Genomic DNA, 19,534 nt, shown 5'->3' on the forward strand with positions numbered 1-19,534 from the left:
AATGAAAAAGAGGAGCTACATCGTTGCAAAATCCTCCACTCTCGTTCTCCGTTGGTTGAATCAAATATTCAGGACGACGGATGAATTTCGTCCTTTAAATGTTGCGATGTCTTTGTCTTCTCATCCACTGGGTCGCTACCCATTTTTCCCCGATTGCGACGGGATTTCCTGCATGTAATGTTAGTTCATTTAAGCGATTATCGTTATAAAAATATTCAAAATAGACGGCACTGCCTTTTTTCGGCGTTACTGCAAAACGAAGCGAAGGGAAATACGTTTCGCCGCCTTTTTCCACGTCATTTAAATACATCACCAGTGTGCTGATGCGATTGTTTACAACATTTCCGGATGTGAAATAGTCGAAATGAGGCTGATACTGTTCCCCAGCTTTATAATGTAATATTTGCAGCGGTTCAGCATGTGAGAGCGGTATATTCATCAGTTCAGAAACTCTGGTCTCAATTTTTTGAATCAATTCATTTTCGCTTTCCTCAAAAAACATGTTGCTGCTTGTTCTAATATTGCTTACTACGCGAGAATTGCCGATTTTAGCTCGCTGCATTCTGTTATTAGCTAAGTCAATCAACGCGTCACATTCTGTGTAGCTTAATACATTGTCCAAAATTAAAATAAGCGGTTCATCCATTTTGCCGACAATATGAATCTCTTTATCCTTAGTAATAATTTTGTTCCCAAATGAATTGAAAATCGTCTGCTCTATAATGGCCATCGTTGCATCCTCCATTATTGATTACTGAGGAAGTAATCTACATTATGTCAGTCGATTTAAACAGTTCTTCGTGGAATCAGGCGTTCCTCATATTATATAAAAATTATTCTATTGAAATTTTTTTAGAACAAACGAGGTTATTCTACTATTCATCTTCGTGCTATATGTACTCTCAGCAACTGAGTGTTGACTCCAAACATAAAAACACCGCCGGGGGCATACAGCCCACATGGCGATGTATTCAGCACGGTATTCCAGTAGAAAGATGTTCTAAGGTCACCCCCATCTGCTACGCAAAACGTTAACCTAATGTAAACTCAGTCATTCGCAGGATTTCATTACCCTGTATTGCTGTGATCGGCGGGAAAGTAAGCTGTATACCCCATGAGAATGTTGTTTAGGGCAGAAAAAAGGCTGCATCTGTATCAGCAGCCTCAATCGAGCTATCTTTCCCTCTGACGAGAACCAAACTTCATCGGATACTTATTTATCGGGTACATTGACAGATGACACTATTCTAAGTCATTTCGGGGATGCGGATTAATCGGCGGATATAAGAATTGATTTTCTTTCTTCGGATCATGATCATCAGGGTTTTCGCTTTCATCTGGTTTCTCAGCAGCAGTCATAGCCGACATAGCTTCAAAGCTCACGAAGTCTTCGACTTCATCAAACTGGTTGTTTTCAGTCATTGCAAGCCTCCTTAAGGTGGATTTCATTACTAGGCAATTATTCGCCTTATATTTACTTTTTATTCAGGAATTCAAGGAAGCAAAGTCCCCCGTACAGATGGACCGAGGATGACCTATGTTGGCACGTTTGATGAGCTCTTGTTTCCGTTAGCATTTTTGAATTATTTTCTTAAGTTCATCAAGTATTTCCCGATTAAACTCTTCCGACATTTCCCTTAACCCTCCCCTTTAGATCCTTGAACACGTTTACCATTATACACCATTTTTTGTTCATTTTATTTAACTATCGTCTCCGTTAGCGTAATGAGTTTATTGTCATTAGGTGCAGTCTTTTACTAGTTCACTCAGACTCCTGGCAACAACTGGACATGATGCTTCTACCATAATCCAGGACGTACTTATTTATCTCTGAGGCAAGTTTTGCGTCCGTAGCTTTGTAATAGACCTTGTTTATTACGAAGTAACCTGTACTGGAATATTTCTTATCACTCGAAAACATCAATGTGAAATTCTGCCCAACTGTATCAGGTCCTTCAACCTTTGTAAAAGTCATTGCCTTTATGTCATTCATTATCTTTCCAACAACTAATGAGTCATTTATTTGTATTTTGTTTCCGTCACCGAAAAGAACAACAGTTTGTTCAGAGACAGACAATGATTCCGCGACATTTTCTTGAACCTGATCAGTAACAGTTTGCTTTTTTGAACACGATGTAATTAGCATTGATATCAAAATAACGATAAGAATTGTTGCAATCCAAGTCCTCATCATATAGCACCCCCAATGAATTTTGACGCATTAATTTGTTGTTTAGTTGCAAGCTCAGTGCTCCACCAAACTAACAGTTACGTAATAAAGGCTGCCGATCATATGCCGGCAGCCTCGTCCTGAGTACATTCAACTATTGCTCCTCGTTAGCGGGAACTAAACTATTTTTTTAGTCAGAATAATTTCCAACGGCTCATTTTCAAGTATTAAACAGCCTGCATCCTGATATCCTAAACTTCTGTAGAAGTGCTGTGCATTTTCATTAGCCAGAGTAGAAGTCATAACCAGTTTAAAACCCTTTTTTTGCATTTCATCTTCCCAGAAGAGGACAACTTGCTTTCCTACACCCTTGCTTCGATATTGTTCGTCTACCCAAATCATATTCATGAAAGGTGTATTATCCCAGAAATATCCGAACCTCATCCATCCGATATTAATGTCTTCTTCGTTTCGCAATAAGTATATTTCATGTCCGTGTATTTTCGGCAATATTAAGCTCTGCAAAATATGATGGTCATGATCTCGTATATATTCATAGTCTGAATCGGTTGCAATTACAATTTTCATCTTGCTCCCCCTATAAATCACATTACCAATATCACCACTATAGTAATTCTTTTTCTCTAAGTAGCTTTTTTAAAACTTCGCTTGATGCAAAAGTGGCAACTGGCCCATAGAACGTTTGATAAGTAAGCACGTCACCTTGTTGTGAGTATTTTGCGAAAGCCAAGTTCTCATATTCATCAGTTTTAAAGACTAATTCCCATCCCCCCTTATTGTAAGGGATAAATCCACCTTTTTTAGCTTCTACTAACCAATACTGATTTGTTGCCAGTTTATATTTTAAATCCTTCATAAGCTCCGTTATGATTTTGCTATCTTCCGTCAAAAGGACTTCTTGTGTTTCAGTTTTTATGTACACTTGCTTTACCTTCTGAAAATCTTGATCCTGCCAAGCACGTTGTCGTTCAAATAATACCCTTTTTACATCATCATCGACAAAGTTCCAAATGGAAAATGAAATAATACCGAGTCCTAACAATAAAAACGTAATAACAGCCTTTCTTACCACAGGAACACTTCCATTCAGAGTTTTTTAAGGAAAATACACCCAAAATGACAGCTGCCGTTCTATGCTTCGTCGTTAACTCAATAGACAACGTACTTGTCTAGACTTTCATTCGTATTGCCCCTTAACCGCTGGTAGCTGCTTATACATGTCTTTAGCTTGCACAATATCGATAATTGCTTTTGCCAATTGAGTCATCAATATACCATCTTCGCTATTATCACATTCTGTCCAATGATAATGACGATTTCCACTGTTGATATTAACAGTTAAATCATAACTTACAAAAGGTTTTCGATTGCATTGGCTGGATAATTTTTTCTCACCTAAGTAATTGGCAAGAACCATTTCTTTATATATTTTTTGACGGTCTTCAATAATAAATTGAAAATCACTAACCTCGGTTACTTCCCCATTTTGGAGGTCTTTAACTAACTTTTTATTGATTGTATTTATTTCATTCTTTTGGTTTACTCCATACCTTAGATCAAATTCAAAAATATCTTGCTTCTCCACATCAAATGGTATTTGGAGAACTTCAATTTCTTTTCTATCTCCATCACACCCCGTTAGAGTATATTTCAGGAATTTATCTGTTTCGTTTCTTTCAAACTTTGCACAAGTGTATGTCTTTACAACTGGCGCACCGAATTTGTCTTTTGTTGTATCATATCGCATTTCAAACTTATTATCGTTATATTTTAAGTCGTTGAAGATAGGATCTCCCTCAATGGTGTAATGAACCACTCGTTGGGTACTGCTTGTTTTATTAATAAAAGCATCCAGCTTTTCACGATTCTTCACGATAATTCCGTGGCTACTTATTACATCTTCCTTTTCATTGATTTTGTTGCTGATTTCTTTTTCTCCATTTGTTTGTTGTTTAGAACAAGCTACTATCATCGAGAGCGCCATTACAACGATTATAAGATTGCTTAGTTTCATTTATCAGAAAACCTCCCAAATTCTTCTCCTTCCACTAATCTGCCATTTAGCTGAGAGGGCTATTGTTCTCCGTTAGCGCAATAACTCAGCTATTCACTGAGGAATATTCATATCCTTTATGGGCATCTGCACAATCATATAGTTATTAACCTACATACTGTAAACACAGGTTATTTGACTTTACGAATAGGGGATGTTTCTTCGTTCAGACAATTTTTAGGGCAGCCGTATAGTAACTATACTCATTCCAGAAACATTACTTTACTTGACCTGAAGCTAGGTGATGTAAATGGGGACGGAATCATATGATTATCTATCACAGCTTTACCATGGAAATGGAAAATTAAAACAACAAGTTCAAGGCGAGGTCCAGTAGCCTTTACTAATGTCGAAATATAAAGCTCGCTTTATGCATTATCTTTATAAAGCAATGGAGGTATTGTATGACAAATTTTTATTCTTTTTACGGGACTGTCACTATGATTAGTGATTTTTTTACAGGTCAAAATGGTGAACGAGAAGGCTGTTATAAATTAATATCTGTAGAAAACGGATTGGGAGCATTAGTAAATTTCGTGGTGTCACCCACAACTTACTTTGTAGACCATGTAATGGTGGGAGTAGGAGATCGCGTGACTGGATATTATGACGGAAATGCACCTGCTCTTCTTATTTACCCTCCACAATATCAAGCACTTGTCATGGTTAAAGATAGCCCATATCAGAATGTAAAAGTGGATTATTTTAATAGTGAGTTGGAGAGTAGTGATGGACGATTACGATTAAATATTTCTCCATATACTCAAATAGTATTAACAAATGGGCAACTCTTTTCAAGAACCCCTGCGAACCGAGATCTAATTGTTATTTACGGACCTGCCACAAAAAGTATCCCCGCCCAATCCACACCCTATAGAATTATAGTATTGTGTTAGGGGTTATTATAGATATTCCTGTTTAGAATACTAATTGGTATATAAAAACACAAAAGACTCGTCCATTTCGGCGCAGTTTTTTTAATTATATTTTGTTCTTAGACCAAAAACTTCTTCTTCAGCTTAAAGCACCCGTTATCCATCCTTGCAGCCAAGCTGTCCACTACAGAGGATGGAATAATATGCGGAATTCCTTGGTTCAACTAAACCAGATTAATTACAGAACCAATGAAGGTATCAACGATGCAGTGTGGTGTTTCCGAGGTCGATTTTAATTGTGGAACAAATAATGTACCTATGAAGAAATTGTGTTCTGGTAATTCAATTATTCTTGGGTTTCCCATGGAATCTGTTCCAACTATCTTTAATCCGCCTTCATGAATTTGAGATTCGTATTCTGGACTAAGTCCATAATTGCACCTAAACTGTTCAATTACATTTGTTTCTTGATAAATTTCAAACATTCTCGAAGGTTTCTTTATTATGACTTCGCCTATTTGACCAACTAGTGAACAAGTAAGTTTACTAATAACTAATTGAGCTGAGTGAGGATCTCGTTCTTCGTGTCCTGCTTCCTTCAACATCAATTTGTTTCTTGCATACTCCATAATGATGTATTGAAACCCACCGCAAGTTCCTAACAAAGGCACATTGTTTTCGCGAGAAAATTCAATAATACTTAATACCCCATCAATAGAATTAGGGGAACCGGGAGCTATCCAAAAACCTTGATATGTTTCTTTGATGGTATCAATTTGTTCAAATATAGTAGTTGTAGGAATCCACTCTTGCTCGATAGAGATTCCTAATTTCTTAGATGAATGAATAAGTGCATTATCTGTAGCGAGCTGTGATAGATATTCAGGATTATAGTCACCCACAATTCCTATCTTCACTAGACATGCCCCCTCTCAAAGTTAACTAGGCTGCCTAAATTTTGGAGTTTTAAAAAAAAGAACTGATTATATTTTTATATCATGTTAGCATTCGAAATGTACCAAATAGAATACAGAAAGGAAGAAGAAGGTATGAATATTAAAGTCGAAACTCTTCCAACTTATCGCATCGCATATGTGCGACAAGTAGGGCCATATGGCACTGGAAACATTCAAGCAATGGAAAAGTTAAAAAAATGGGCCAAGGAGAAAAATCTACTTACTGAATCTGCAATAATACTCGGAATTCCCCAAGATAACCCGGAAATGATACTACCTGAAAACTGTCGATATGATGCTTGCATTGTCATTTCAAACGATTATCAAATTGATAATAAACCGATTTTTGAAAGATACACTAATGATATGATTTACAACGATTATTGCGAAATATGTGTACCTGTAAAACCGTTATAGTTTGATTTGACAACTAAAGAGAAACCTACCCGTTAGGCGAACAAAGCAGCCGATCGTTCTGACCGGCTGCTGTCGTATCTTTATTCAACTATCGTTCTGCGTTAGCTTAATCATTTCGAGCAATATTACGAATAATTAGCTCGGGTGAGTTTGAAATCGAGTACCAATTAAAATGAGAATGTCCAGCAAACGAAGAAGCCAAATGTGCGCAGGAGTGGGTCAACAATTCAAGTCCTAATCTTGAGGCATTTAGGAGGACAAGGTCTTTACTAGCATCGATTCTTAACTGTTTCTCATACTTCCAACTTTCCCATTTATCCCAAAACGTCTCATTTTCGCTGCTTTCAACTGTTAAATCAATTTTTTCCTTCGACTTAGAGCGATTAAGAGCCATTTTTATTTCCTTAATAAGCTTTCGGTTTAAGGGAGTGGCAGCACCATTGAAAATAAAAAGATCAGCATTTACAGGACTTTCTCGTTGAAGATAAAGCACGTCATCAGTTTCATGACAATGCTTAAAGAGAGATGATAGAAAAAACATCTCAGGAGAATCTGCTGCGTCAATAAGTAGATGATGACCCAACTCTTCTGTCACAATTACTCCAATTTCTTGCTGGTGTAGATGTACGACTTTTAAATTGTGTGACCCTACTCGTAATTCGTTCCTACTCAATATCAATTTTGCTATGCCTCCATCAAATAGTAACTCCAGAATAGCAGGTTCACCCAGATGGAGTAAAGATTGAACTATCCAGCCCGTCCCTCGGTTCAATCATAGGTATCCTTTCCAGGTATTTCTATATCCACCTCATTCACTCCCAACCATCTGTCGGGAATGAGATAATGTTATTGTCACCCGACACACACGTCATCCGATCTCTAACACCATTAGCTTTATAAGATGTTTCGTTTCCGGCTTACATCTCAGAAGATTCAATCTTCTAGGTATAATACTTGTTGTTCGTCGTTGTTGTTCCCCGGAATGACCCACTCTCCCCATGTGTGTATTCACTTGTATGATTCACTTAGTAGAGTCGTTTTGCCTTAGCCCGCCGGTTTTCCCCCAACCCCCTAAACGCTACTACATCGAAACAACAAAAATTTAACATAATTCACTATTCGGTATTAACATATTCTAGTCCTATAAATATTAAATTCCAGCCATGTAACTGTGGCATTTTGATAGTAAACACTATTTATTAACATTTATAACGTGCTAAGCCGTAGCTCATAAAAATACTGCACAATTGGATGCTTTAACTTCATCTTCTCGGTCATGTTTAAAATTCGCTTTTTTCCAACTCTTCTGTCCACCAAAGCTAAAATATTCAATAAGATATCATTGCTCTCTAGGCTTTCCTCTATAGAAATAGATAAAAACTTATTTGCTACAACAATAAAATTGGATTTACTTAATGCTGACTGTTCTGATAAAATCTCCTTTGCATATTCTGATATTTTTCTATTTCTTGCAATTACTTTGAGACGATCCTCCGGAACTATCCCCTTGGTATCTTTTCTGACAGATTCAATATCTTCATTGTTGATAGGAATTTGGATATCTGGATCATTCTTTATTTCCAGCTCCGTATGATACCATCTGATTAAGGTAGTTATATCACTCATATTGAGTACGTTCTTTTTATCTACCGCAATATAACAAAGTCCTGCTTTATCAGGTAAATAACGGTAGCTGGTTGCGCGGTATTCGAACCTTCCATATAACGCAGGACAGAGAAAGCTCTCCAGAAGTTGCTTCAATTTGCTCCAGGCCATGTAATCCTCCTATTTAACGAGTGAACTTGCCATCTTACACCTTGAATTCCATAAAGGCTTCTATATCCTATTGAGGCAAGTCGTTCTATTATCCATAATACAATAACCAACACTTCGATCATAGTGAACCTCCCCCACTTACTTGCTAGCACAAGTTGAAGTCGGGGCTTCTTACCATCAACATCCCACTCCTATAGAAGCGGGTTTGTCACGTCTATTCCATAGAACCCTCTATGGGGTGTCATCGAAACTGCCTAAGTTGGTGTTGAAAGAAAATAAAGTATTAGACTGACCCCAATAAAAGAAACAGTGGCAGCCATGGACGAGAAAATAAAGTCCTAGACTGCCGCTGTTTTATTGAACTATCGGTTCTCCGTTAGCGTAACACTTGAACTTACTTTTTTGTTACTTTCCTACAACATGAAACACACCAATTATGGTTTACCCATCAACATCATACAGTGGGACATCACGACCAGGTTCACCGAGATAATCTTTTTTCAGCACATATATCATGGTAGATTATATCGAGTGGCCCATATTTCTGTCTCTAATATCTGGAACATTAAAGAAAGCTGTTTCAATTCGTTGATGAACAGTTCCCCAAATGCGCGCCACTAAATTGGCAATACTGTTGCTCTCAGGTGTGGGTGCCCATACAATATCTTCGTCGGATAATTGTTTATGAAATACCGTTTACTTGTGCTCACTCTAATCCTCATAGACTGAAAAAAAAACATCGTTAAGAATCGCTTTCGCTTTCTTTAAGTTGCGGGAATCCAGCTTGTTGAGCATCGCCATGATTTCGTTCATTTCCTCGGTAATCGTTAAAGAACGAAGGGCCTTGTCAGTGTCTGGCTCTTCGTTTGTGCACGCATCTCTCTGACTAGGTGCGATTGATTGCCCGTATGTCTCCGATTGAATCCATGATGTATGCAAAGTTTCGCGAAAGGCATTGACGAGAAATCGCAATTCATCTTCGTTATACCGTTGCAAGAAACGATTGACCCCGATATCAATTTGATGATGCAAAGCTTCATGCAAAAGATAAATCTGTTTGCCCAGTGATGTGGTACGGAACAGAATTTCTTTTTTGTTATCCGGAAGGTATTCAAAAAAGATGATTTGTTTATCAACCAGCCTTCTCGTGATTTTGGAGACACTCCCTTTGGAAATGCCGAATTGCTTCGAAATAGTTATACCGTTTACAGGCTCCAGCTTGCCAATCGCATCCAGCACATGCAGCATCATAACAGTCATTTCTTTCATCAACTCTGCAACAACAGGATTAGGGCTATTCTGGATCAGCCACTGTTTCTCTTCGTCATCTTCCGATTGGAATTTAAGCTGTATTTCATTCACGGTTTCCAACAATTCCTTGATTAAGCGATCTTTATTTTGCTTTTCCATTGAATGATTGATCATTAATTTCTCCTCCAATAGTTAACTTGATACCAGTATATCAAGGGAAAAGCGATAATTAAAGTTTCCTTTGAAACAATAATATTGACAAAAAAAGGGGCACAAATTAATATTGTTTCAAAGGAAACATATTGTTTCCACGGAAACAAACATTATAAAGGGGGAGCTCCCCATGAAAGTTGTCATTATCTTCGACCATCGTATTTATCTTAATCGTAGACAGCAAGAAGTTTTACGCATTCAGAAAAACAGAGAGGAAGGTTAGCAATGACAAGCATGGTATCCAATCAATTGCGTAACAAGGCAATAGGAGGTCGATCCACTTTGACCGAGCACCACGACATCGATGTACTCGTCGCCGGAGCCGGCCCGACCGGCTCCACACTGGCGGCGGACCTGCTGCGGCGCGGCCTTCGTGTGCGACTGGTTGACAAGGCACCACATGCCTTCAAGGGCTCCCGTGCCAAAGGAGTCCAGCCGCGCACCCAGGAGGTCTTCGAAGACCTCGGCGTACTTGGTGAGGCTCACGCGGAGGGCAGCCCGTACCCGCTCGCGGGCCTCCATCTCGGTCCGATCACCGTTCCGTGGAGGATGCAGCAGCGGAACAGACCGACGCCCAACGTGCCGTATCCGAATATCCTGCTGCTGCCGCAGCACCGCACTGACGCCATCTTGCACCGCCTGCTCGACCGCCTCGGGCTACGCATCGAGTTTGGCACCGCAGTGGAGGGTTTTGAACAGGATGCCGATGGGGTGACGACGACGCTCTCTTCGGGGGAGAAGGTCCGTAGCAGGTATCTGGTCGGGGCCGACGGCGGCTCGAGCACTGTCCGCAAGGCTGCGGGTATTCGGTTCGTCGGAGAGACCAATGACTCCGATCGTACGCTCATCATCGACGGCACGATCGACGGACTGTCGCGCAACCGGTGGCATATTTGGCCACGCACGCACGGCAAATCTGTCGGAGCATGCCCGCTGCCCCACTCCAACCAGTTCCAGGTCATGATCCGGCTGACACCGGACGAGACGCCTGACCTCGACGAAGCCGCGCTGGCCACCCAGTTCCACACGCTCACCGGTTTCCGGCTCCACGACATCACCTGGACCTCGGTGTTCCGGCCTAACGTCCGGCTCGTCGAGCGCTACCGTGCGGGCAGAATCTTCCTGGCGGGCGACGCCGCCCACGTCCACACCCCGGCCGGCGGACAGGGACTAAACACCGGCGTGCAGGACGCCTACAACCTCGGCTGGAAACTCGGCCAAGTCATCGCTGGAGCACCCGACAGCCTCCTCGATAGCTACGAGGCCGAACGGCAGCCGATTGCCGCACGCGTCCTCGGCAAGTCCAGCGAGCTATACGCCAGTCTCGACCAGCGCCGTCTTTCCGGCCTCAAGCGCGGCGACGAGGAGCGGCAGCTCGGAATCTCATACCACGGTGGGCCACTCGCCTCCACCAACGCACCGGCCACCAAGACCCTGCATGTGGGCGACCGGGCACCTGATGCGCCCTGCACCGGACCCGGCGGGGCACGACGTCTGTTCGACATCTACCAGGGGCCACACTTTACCCTGCTGGCGTTCGGCGCCAACGCCGCCAAGTCACTCCCCGAGCTAACCTGGTCGACCGGCAGCGCCGAATTGCGCCGCTACGCCATCGGTACCGCACGTGGAGTCGATTACAATTGCCTCAACGATACATCCGGCAAGCTGACCAGCATCTACGGCATCACCGGCGACACGTTGGTGCTGATCAGGCCAGACGGTTACATCGGCAGCATCATAACGACCGACTGGCTGGCAGCCTTCGACAACGTTGCCAGGACGATTACCCCGCCCCGGTTCAGTGCGACCCACTCGAGCTGAGGAGACAGGGTCACCCTAGTTCCAGACACAACTGTTACTACATGCTGTTCCCCATACACCAGAGGATGCTTCCGCGCTGCTTTTCCAAGTTCTTCACACGTTCCATGGTCTTCACCGTACAAGACGGGGTTCGACTCCCTCTTGTCCCTTTCGGGTTGTATATGACGATGCGGCAGGATTCACTGGCGCACTATTACGCTAAACTGCCCGTCCCTCAACCAGCAACTAACTTGCCCAAGATTACATAGCCATCCATATCTATCGGGAATGTCCGCAAGTTCTTGTCATCTAATTTTGACAAGCTAAAATAAAAAAGCTCCCGCCTCTTAAAAGTAAAAGACGAGAGCATGATTCCCGTGATATAGTTGCCACAAATGTGACGTTTTACCGTTGATAACGTGGCCTCCCCGATGTTCCTGCTAAATTGCGGAACATTAGAAAAAACATGTTTCTTCTTTGAAGTAGTATTTAATTGATATTGATCACAATTGTACGAGAATGACTGCGAAAAATCATTGGAAATCAAAACTGAGCTTTCCACGATGCGTTTGCAGAAGAAACGCCATGTGCCTTTGTCGATAAACTGGTAAATCCCCGACATTATATTTTCGTGAACCTTCTCATTCGAAATGAGCAGGTTCACAAAATCATCTACAACCTCAACTTCAACCTCAATCATCATTGACCTCATCCTCCAAGAAAGGTTAGTTTGTCAATTCTACAATCTTTGTCGCGATATTCTTGCAAAACTCGCTGTCATGCTCCACGAATAGAATGGTTGGGGTATGCTCAAGCAGCAGTTCTTCGATTTGCATACGCGAGATGACGTCAATAAAGTTAAGCGGTTCGTCCCAAATATGCAAATGCACTTGCTCGCTCAGGCTTTTGGCGATCAGCACCTTTTTCTTCTGGCCGCCGCTAAACGCCGACATATCCTTTTCAAACTGGGGTCTGGAGAAATCAAGCTTCCTAAGAATCGATTTAAACAAACTTTCGTCAATTCCATGCTCCCTAGCATAGTCCGACAAATTTCCACGAAGGTGGGAAGTATCCTGCGATACGTACGATATTCGAAGCTGACTATCCTTCCGTAAGCTTCCGGTGTAGCTTAGCCCCTCACCACATATCAGCTTGAGAATCGAAGATTTTCCCGAGCCGTTCGGGCCTATTAGCGCAATGCATTCGCCTGGCTCAATCGTAAAGCTTGCATTCTCGCATACCTGTCTTTCCCCGTAATAAATCGAAACCGCATCCAGCTCCACAAGTTGAGGCTTATGATAAGAGAGCTGCGTAATCTCCAGACTTTCTGAGCTTTCAATATTTTTCAGAAGCTTGGATTTTTCTTCGATGGCCGATTGCTGCCTTTGTTCAATCGATTTCGAGCGCTTCATCATTTTGGCGGCTTTGTGGCCTACATAGCCTTTGTCGATTTTGGAGCCTGAATTTCTTGTGCCGTTTTTGCTTTTTTCTACTGCATGCGCCCAATTCCCAGTTCGTCTAGCCGAATCGGACAACCGTTTGATGTCCTTACGGAGTTTTTCGTCCGTCGCAAGTTCGAACTGATCCTGCCTCCGCTTATTTTCCCACCAGCTCGAAAAATTGCCTTTCTGAATCTCAATATTGGTTTTGTTGATGGAGAGAATGTGATCGACGCAATGATCGAGAAACGCTCTGTCATGAGATACAAGAATGAACCCGCTCTTTGATCTCAAATATTGGCTTACAAGCTTCCTCGCATTCATATCTAAGTGGTTTGTCGGCTCGTCAATGAGCAGGAAGCTGTTTTCCTTAATGAACAAGGTCGCTAGCAGCACCTTGGTCTGTTCGCCGCTGGACAACGAATTGAAAGGGCGATACAAAACGTCCTCGGACACTTTTAGTAGCGAAAACTCCCGTATTAATTGCCAGTGCTCATAGTCCGGGAAAATATCTTCAATTACTTCATACGTAAGACTTTCCTTGCGCTCCACATGGAATGGAAAATATTCAAACTCTACCTGCGACGAAATATGGCCTCTGTATTCATGCTTGCCGAGCAATAGTTGGAGAAACGTCGTTTTCCCCCGGCCATTTCTCCCTGTAAACCCCAATTTCCAGTCAGTATCCATCATAAAACTGACGTTTTCAAAGATGTTGTCGTAGCTGCCTTCATAAGCAAACGTCAGGTTTGATATGTTAATAGTAGACACACAGATATCCTCCTTTGTCGAAAAAAAATAAGCTGCAAGAAAGTTACCTTTCCTGCAGCTCAAAAAAATACGACAAATTCAACCCTGGCTAGGGTATGAAAAAGGATATATTTTGAGTGAAAAGAATAAGGTAACTTTCTTGCTAATCAGGAATAAAACAAGTACTGTTCTATTCTTAGAAAAAGGGCAAGAAATATTACATTATCCTCTTCATCTCCAATCGTTAAATGTAGCTGAATATTATCATATTCTTTTCCTTGTTGCAACTTCCTTTAGGTTGCGTTGAATAACGGAATCCTTCCGGGGAGCAGTTGCCGCGGTGATCTGCTCCCAGGTATGCTTGAACTAACTGTTCTCCCGTTAGCTCAATAGCAAATGAATTACAACTCGTTATTTCTCCCAAAGCTCGATCAGCCGACCTTCAGGATCTTCAATCCAAATAAACTTTCCAAATTCACTAATCTCTTTTTTCTTTGCAAGAGGTACACCAATATGTTCAAGATGCTTAATAGTCTCGTTTAGATTATGTACTTGGAAATTTAACATCACTTGTTGTTCTGTTGGAAAATAACTGTCATTCTCGGTAAAGAAAGAAAAGATAGTCTCATTTCCTAATTGGGGTTTTATCACAGTCCCATTCCAATTTTCTATTTCAATCTTCAACACTTCACTGTACCATTTTTTTATAACTTCAAGATTCTTAGTTCTCCAAAATATTCCTCCGAAACCTATTATCATCGTATCTAACTCCCGTCTGTCATCAAATTTTTAGCTATCCGATTACATTAGATATTCGAGATTTAAATTTAAGTTCCTTTTTCAACTATTCTGCCCTCGTTACGTTATTCACTACGGACGGAATTCTGCTTCAACTTCGTCATTTGCAGCCGGGCAAATCCATTCCTTTTTTCCAGATTAAAATATCCTCACCTGACGTTCTGAAATATAACGATTCGATCTCCGCATCATCGCCATATTTCACTTTATAAACATGTCTTTCATGGCCCAACGTTGTGACTCCGTTTTATCTGAATTTCTGATACCTTTTCAATAGATATTGAATTAGCATATTCTTCAACTCTACTATATTTGGTATAATTTGTATTTTTATTCCGATATATGTATGATAGTGAAAGAATTATTACTATATTTTGTAATAGAAACAATGTGGAGGGAATCAAATGAAACGTTGGATGTGTACACTCGCTGCGATTGCGGTAATTACCTCGCTGACAGGGTGTAATTTTTCGGAGAAGGTTAGCGGTACTTCAAGAGAAGCCGGATCGCTTAAGAAGCTGGGGAAAGACGAGAAAGCAACGATTAAAGTGATGTATTATGACAAGAATTCCTTTTACCAACAGTACGGTAATCTTTTCATGGCCAAAAATCCGAATATTGACGTAGAGGTCATCTCGAATCAAAGCGTTTATGGACCCGGCAAAGATCCTCAGGAAGCGCTTGATAAACTCATCGATGAAGAAAAGCCGGATATTCTCCTTGTTAACGGTACCGATCAGCTTGAAAAGTTCGTACAAAAAGGACGCCTGTATGCGCTGGACGATGTCATCAAGCAGGATAAATTCGATGTGGAGCATATCCTTCCAGCTACACTGGAAACGATTAAGCTCAAAGGCGGGGGTAAGTTATATGGACTTTCTCCAGACTTCTACAGTCAGGCTCTTTACTATAACAAGGATCTATTCGAGCAGTATGGCATAGAGCTTCCGAAAAATAAGATGAGCTGGGAAGATGTCATTAATCTCGCCAAACGATTCCCGACCGACGGTCAGGGAGATCAGCGAATTTATGGATTTTCCGCTTATTCTTACATGCGTGAAGGAGTCGCCTATCAATATATGAGCAGCATCGGCACGACACTGGGTCTGTCTTACATCGATCCTGAGCAGATGAAGCTGACGATCCAGACAGATGCCTGGAAGAAGGCTTTGCAGCTTACCGCCGACTCTCTGAAATCCGGTGCGTTGTATATGCCAAAAAAACAAATCGCCGATTCTAATGCGCCACGCATGTACGAGGATTATCTCAAAGAGAATTTGTTTGCTATGGGCAAGGTTGCGATGACAATTGACGGCAGCTATATGATGCAAAATCTGCAAGAGGCCAAAGACCGCCTGAAAGATGTGAAGCCTATCAATTGGGATATCGTCACGGTTCCCGTTGATCCGCAAAATCCGGACTTTTCTAACACTGTTTCCGTATCCAATGTATTCGGTATCAATGCCCAATCGCCCAATACGCGGGCAGCCTGGGAATTCATTAAATATATCAACAGCGATGAATTCGCTAGAGTCATGTCCAAATCTTCGAACAGCCTGATGACCCGCACCACTTACTCTAAAGAGAGGGACGGCCATAATCTAGAGCCATTTTATCTCCTGAAACCTAATCCTGATAAAAGCTATAAAGGCTACGAGAAAATCCCAGGTGGCTTCTACCAGCCGTTCAGTACGCTTGCCAATCAAGAAATTCAGGCCGTCATCGATGGGAAGAAATCAGCTGATGAGGCACTTAAGACGATTCAAGATAAAGGACAAGAACAATTATTACAAGCCAAACAAGCGGATGATGCCCAGAAAGAGGTACAGTCCAAGCAGAAATAAAGCCAAGAGGCTGCCTCTAAGGTTCTTTTCAAACCTTGATTTAACCTGCCTGTTAGCTGAACATGCAGCGCAAGCGCCGCACCACAGATGATGAAAATGGGTCGAAGAATCCGTCAATACTGCTACCATGGCCGGGAGAGGAAGGTCGATGAGCTATGGTGTCTTAGAGCTCATCCGTTAGTCTGACTCCAACGATCACGGTGCATCACAGATTGCCGTTCCCTTTCGGGAAGCACTAAGTCAATTGTCAATTTACTTGAAGCTGAAGGCATTGAATTTTTAGTGGAAGCTGAGAAGGCTACCGATCTATTGCTGTCGGCAGCCTTCTCCTGTTTTTTTATTGGACTATAGTTTTCCGTCGCACAATAAGCCTTTAGCTTCCCAATCTTGTCTCTGTGAGATCACGGGGACATAAATTTTGAATTAGACGTCTACGTTATTGCCATACTCCTTTCTATTAGCCCGTTAGCGTAGAAAAGGCAGCCGATCGTTCTGACCGGCTGCCGCAGTGTCCTTATTCAACTAACGTTCTCCGAGGGAGCGTAACGTTCCTTCGGAAGACTGAGATCCACCTACTACTAATAATGCGACCCTCTTGGCGACTTCCTCTTCATTCATAGTGATGTTCTCCGTGGCCCATTGCAAGGCACCTTCATGGATGACTTGTGCAAAAATAGGCACATACATGTTCTTCTCGTTATCTGTATAGATGTGTTCCAGACTTTTCGACAAATAAATCTTCAACTCATTTAATATTTTTTCTTTCAATTGCGGTAAGACCAAGCCTACATAGCTGCTGCGACATTGAATGTTCGGTTGTTGATAAAAATCGCATACCGCTAAAACGAGTTGATTTATGCTGTCTTGATCGAATTTCACAACACCTGAAGTACGTTTTACGACGGAAGCCGAAGCGGAATCCCCCAAAATATAGTCCAATAAGTCGTATTTGTCATTAAAGTGTGTATAGAATGTAGCCCGATTAACTTGTGCTCCCTTTGTTATATCCGCTATTGTTATTTTTTCAAAATCCTTTTTGGAAACCAAATTAAAAAAAGCTTTAATCAATGACTGTTTCGTTTGTGTCATTCGTAGATTCATTACTTTTGTAGCCATTTGCTCCACCTCTTACCCGACAATTTAACAATCTGCTATGTTCCCTTTACCTTTTGTCGGGAATGGCGGAATCGTTATGTCGGGTATTCGTAATTATGCTACAAACCTGCACAATGAGTTGAAAGAAAAAGGTGTATTTGTCGGGCATCTTTCAATCGGGACCATGATACAAGCCGGAACAGCAGGGGATCCGGATGTTATTGCAGATGCTTGGTATAACCTATACGAAAAAAAGGACCGCTTTGAAGAAATATTTCCTCAAGGGTCTGATCCGACTAAAATTCCTAATTAATATAATAGAGATAAGACAACCATTGAAATATGGGTTGTCTTATCTAAGTTTCTACCAGCTCATACATCGCTTAAGATGCCCTTCTCTGTGTGAGGCCGCACCAGAAGCTATTGAGTGGAATTTGATTCCTTGCACTTTCTCACTATTACTGGGTGAATCTAACAGTTGCTTGGCTATTACATAGTGCTGTTACGAGAGGGCCAGCGGTACACTTAAACGTAACAAATACATTTAAATCAAAAGTACCAGTTCCAGCTACTTGAACTGTGTCGTCACCTACTTTACGTGAACTTCCTACAATTCTTAGATTACCTGGATTATTTTTATCCGTAGGTGTTAATTTCCAATCATACACAATATCTCGATCCCTACCTGTACACAGCCCAGAGCACTCTAAATCAGCATCTGCAAAGTACACTCCTGGGGATCTCCTTTTAATTCCTGGAGCTCTTAGATGTGAATCAGAGCAACAAGAGTTGGGTTGACCTCTTCGACGGCGTTTAAACACTATGAATCCGGTTACGCCGTTTGGCGTCTGGCTACTAGCAATAACAAAACCGTTTCTGAGTAGGCATCTTGCAGCCTGGATAAGAGATTTTCCGATAACGAGGAGGCTTCCACAAGGGGCGGCGGATCCCACGATACTAACTTTCCGAATTCTGCGTAATGACGTAGGACGCAAAGGATTCTTTGCCCAAAATAAAAATACGATATCGTTCGATATGGGGATGCTTCTCCCATTCGACTTCTTCTTACTCCCGCCGCATTTACCACAGCCACATGAACATGACATTTGTCACACACACCTTTTCTATTAGGATACTAATAGCATATGTGACAGGTTTCATATTTTCCTTGGTCTTTCGTACATATATAGCGATTTCTCGCAGAATTGTGCTAACGTGCATGAACACGTGTAAGTAGGAATTCTGGACATAGACTTGTTCATCAAATATATATTCTCCCAATATAACTACCCAATCCAAACTATAAGAATTCAATATACTATATAAGTTTAATAGGAGGGGAGTTGGAACTTAAATTGAGTACATTAACGGTAGTAGCGCTGCGAAAAGCGGCTACGAAAACGATCCCAATTTACCGTGAAATTGTTTGTAATCCGGTATATGCAACACGCTTAACCATCGCGATCCGGAACAATAATTTGGATCACTCAATCGTTTATTCAAGGAAGTTACATCTGGTTTCAACGATTTTGGAACCAATAGATTTGGATTTAGCATCGGCTTTAAAGCTCCGGCTCCCGCGGATCAAGTAGAAAATGCGACCAACACAAAAGGGAGAATCCGCTTAACGGTAATCAGCTTGAGAAGCATTTCTAAGAGGATTCTGCCGTTATACCGTAAAATTAGCAGTAACAACGCATTCGCCACCCAGCTCGTCCTAGCTGCAAGAAATAGAAACAATGCCATACTTCGCGCATTAATATCACCATTGCTCCCAGCCAATAGTTTGGTATCTGTACGGGGTGACCGCACAGGTATTATACTTGAGATTAAGTCAGTGACGGGCGTTGTGTTTATTACTCAATTTTTTGTATTATAAATTTTTATCCCAAAGCAAAGACCTCCAAATAAACGCTCAGTAGAAAACCTGTCCAACAAAAACGGGTATCCGAGAAAAGCAACCGATCATATTTATATCGGCTATTGACAACAGAGCCACGGCAGGAATCCCGCCATGGCTCTATTTCGATTGCGGTTATTGTTCCAACACCTTTTCAAGCTCGCCGCACCATTTAC

General features: G+C 41.6%; 22 protein-coding genes. 6 read left to right on the forward strand and 16 right to left on the reverse strand.

Translation table 11 applies throughout. The features are described from left to right. Positions 1-94: 94 nt before the first annotated feature. The 6 genes from GC102_RS05810 to GC102_RS05835 all read right to left on the reverse strand — a co-directional run bounded on the left by GC102_RS05810 (position 95) and on the right by GC102_RS05835 (position 4,205). A complete protein-coding gene (locus GC102_RS05810) occupies positions 95-730 on the reverse strand; it encodes a 2OG-Fe(II) oxygenase (RefSeq protein WP_171688611.1) in 636 nt (211 codons plus the stop codon). Between the two features lie 512 nt (positions 731-1,242). Further along, positions 1,243-1,422, reverse strand: coding sequence for a hypothetical protein (locus GC102_RS05815; protein ID WP_171688612.1), 180 nt, complete (start codon positions 1,420-1,422; stop codon positions 1,243-1,245). A 340-nt stretch (positions 1,423-1,762) separates the two neighbouring features. Further along, positions 1,763-2,194: a hypothetical protein gene (locus tag GC102_RS05820; protein ID WP_171688613.1), complete on the reverse strand. Its 432-nt coding sequence runs from the start codon at positions 2,192-2,194 to the stop codon at positions 1,763-1,765. 153 nt (positions 2,195-2,347) lie between these two features. Next, positions 2,348-2,758, reverse strand: coding sequence for a GNAT family N-acetyltransferase (locus GC102_RS05825; RefSeq protein WP_171688614.1), 411 nt, complete (start codon positions 2,756-2,758; stop codon positions 2,348-2,350). A 37-nt stretch (positions 2,759-2,795) separates the two neighbouring features. Continuing rightward, positions 2,796-3,263: a hypothetical protein gene (locus tag GC102_RS05830; protein WP_171688615.1), complete on the reverse strand. Its 468-nt coding sequence runs from the start codon at positions 3,261-3,263 to the stop codon at positions 2,796-2,798. A gap of 105 nt (positions 3,264-3,368) precedes the next feature. After that, entirely contained in the window at positions 3,369-4,205 is an 837-nt protein-coding gene (locus tag GC102_RS05835) for a DUF4362 domain-containing protein (protein WP_171688616.1), read from the reverse strand. A 443-nt stretch (positions 4,206-4,648) separates the two neighbouring features. Here GC102_RS05835 and GC102_RS05840 point away from each other — a divergent pair, with 443 nt between their 5' ends. Next, a complete protein-coding gene (locus tag GC102_RS05840) occupies positions 4,649-5,140 on the forward strand; it encodes a hypothetical protein (RefSeq protein ID WP_171688617.1) in 492 nt (163 codons plus the stop codon). A gap of 203 nt (positions 5,141-5,343) precedes the next feature. On the opposite strand, the gene GC102_RS05845 is transcribed toward GC102_RS05840, so the two are convergent. Next, positions 5,344-6,036, reverse strand: coding sequence for a CTP synthase C-terminal region-related (seleno)protein (locus GC102_RS05845; protein WP_171688618.1), 693 nt, complete (start codon positions 6,034-6,036; stop codon positions 5,344-5,346). A 132-nt stretch (positions 6,037-6,168) separates the two neighbouring features. Here GC102_RS05845 and GC102_RS05850 point away from each other — a divergent pair, with 132 nt between their 5' ends. Then, a complete protein-coding gene (locus GC102_RS05850; protein WP_171688619.1) occupies positions 6,169-6,492 on the forward strand; it encodes an AraC family transcriptional regulator in 324 nt (107 codons plus the stop codon). Between the two features lie 106 nt (positions 6,493-6,598). Here GC102_RS05850 and GC102_RS05855 read toward each other — a convergent pair whose 3' ends face one another. The 3 genes from GC102_RS05855 to GC102_RS05865 form a co-directional block, all read right to left on the reverse strand. After that, a complete protein-coding gene (locus tag GC102_RS05855) occupies positions 6,599-7,264 on the reverse strand; it encodes a hypothetical protein (RefSeq protein WP_171688620.1) in 666 nt (221 codons plus the stop codon). A 434-nt stretch (positions 7,265-7,698) separates the two neighbouring features. Further along, positions 7,699-8,268, reverse strand: coding sequence for an SF0329 family protein (locus GC102_RS05860; protein ID WP_171688621.1), 570 nt, complete (start codon positions 8,266-8,268; stop codon positions 7,699-7,701). Between the two features lie 711 nt (positions 8,269-8,979). Next, positions 8,980-9,693, reverse strand: coding sequence for a MarR family transcriptional regulator (locus GC102_RS05865; protein ID WP_171688622.1), 714 nt, complete (start codon positions 9,691-9,693; stop codon positions 8,980-8,982). A gap of 321 nt (positions 9,694-10,014) precedes the next feature. Here GC102_RS05865 and GC102_RS05870 point away from each other — a divergent pair, with 321 nt between their 5' ends. Beyond that, positions 10,015-11,553 carry an FAD-dependent monooxygenase gene (locus GC102_RS05870; protein ID WP_216627953.1) on the forward strand — a complete coding sequence of 513 codons (1,539 nt, stop codon included), beginning with the start codon at positions 10,015-10,017 and terminating at the stop codon, positions 11,551-11,553. A 214-nt stretch (positions 11,554-11,767) separates the two neighbouring features. Here GC102_RS05870 and GC102_RS05875 read toward each other — a convergent pair whose 3' ends face one another. The 4 genes from GC102_RS05875 to GC102_RS39960 all read right to left on the reverse strand — a co-directional run bounded on the left by GC102_RS05875 (position 11,768) and on the right by GC102_RS39960 (position 14,751). Next, entirely contained in the window at positions 11,768-12,235 is a 468-nt protein-coding gene (locus tag GC102_RS05875; RefSeq protein ID WP_171688623.1) for a hypothetical protein, read from the reverse strand. A 22-nt stretch (positions 12,236-12,257) separates the two neighbouring features. Beyond that, positions 12,258-13,742: an Lsa family ABC-F type ribosomal protection protein gene (locus tag GC102_RS05880; protein WP_171688624.1), complete on the reverse strand. Its 1,485-nt coding sequence runs from the start codon at positions 13,740-13,742 to the stop codon at positions 12,258-12,260. 390 nt (positions 13,743-14,132) lie between these two features. Further along, complete coding sequence (locus tag GC102_RS05885; protein ID WP_171688625.1) at positions 14,133-14,480, reverse strand: VOC family protein; 348 nt, start codon at positions 14,478-14,480, stop codon at positions 14,133-14,135. Positions 14,481-14,619: 139 nt separating this feature from the next. After that, a complete protein-coding gene (locus GC102_RS39960) occupies positions 14,620-14,751 on the reverse strand; it encodes a hypothetical protein (RefSeq protein WP_281367627.1) in 132 nt (43 codons plus the stop codon). Positions 14,752-14,923: 172 nt separating this feature from the next. Here GC102_RS39960 and GC102_RS05890 point away from each other — a divergent pair, with 172 nt between their 5' ends. Beyond that, on the forward strand, positions 14,924-16,363 hold the full coding sequence (locus GC102_RS05890) for an ABC transporter substrate-binding protein (RefSeq protein WP_171688626.1): 1,440 nt from the start codon (positions 14,924-14,926) through the stop codon (positions 16,361-16,363). Positions 16,364-16,885: 522 nt separating this feature from the next. Here GC102_RS05890 and GC102_RS05895 read toward each other — a convergent pair. Continuing rightward, entirely contained in the window at positions 16,886-17,479 is a 594-nt protein-coding gene (locus GC102_RS05895) for a TetR family transcriptional regulator (protein WP_171688627.1), read from the reverse strand. Positions 17,480-17,555: 76 nt separating this feature from the next. Here GC102_RS05895 and GC102_RS05900 point away from each other — a divergent pair, with 76 nt between their 5' ends. Further along, on the forward strand, positions 17,556-17,771 hold the full coding sequence (locus GC102_RS05900; RefSeq protein WP_171688628.1) for a dehydrogenase: 216 nt from the start codon (positions 17,556-17,558) through the stop codon (positions 17,769-17,771). A 145-nt stretch (positions 17,772-17,916) separates the two neighbouring features. Here the strand turns inward: GC102_RS05900 and GC102_RS05905 are convergent, their stop codons facing one another. Beyond that, the gene (locus tag GC102_RS05905) at positions 17,917-18,189 is read right to left on the reverse strand and encodes a hypothetical protein (protein WP_171688629.1); all 273 of its coding nucleotides are present in this window, start codon (positions 18,187-18,189) and stop codon (positions 17,917-17,919) included. 612 nt (positions 18,190-18,801) lie between these two features. On the opposite strand from GC102_RS05905, the gene GC102_RS05910 reads away from it, so the two are divergent. Further along, complete coding sequence (locus GC102_RS05910) at positions 18,802-19,050, forward strand: hypothetical protein (RefSeq protein WP_171688630.1); 249 nt, start codon at positions 18,802-18,804, stop codon at positions 19,048-19,050. Positions 19,051-19,534: the final 484 nt, after the last annotated feature.

The sequence above is a fragment of the Paenibacillus germinis genome (assembly GCF_013141785.1).
In the GTDB taxonomy this organism is placed as follows: domain Bacteria; phylum Bacillota; class Bacilli; order Paenibacillales; family NBRC-103111; genus Paenibacillus_E; species Paenibacillus_E phytorum.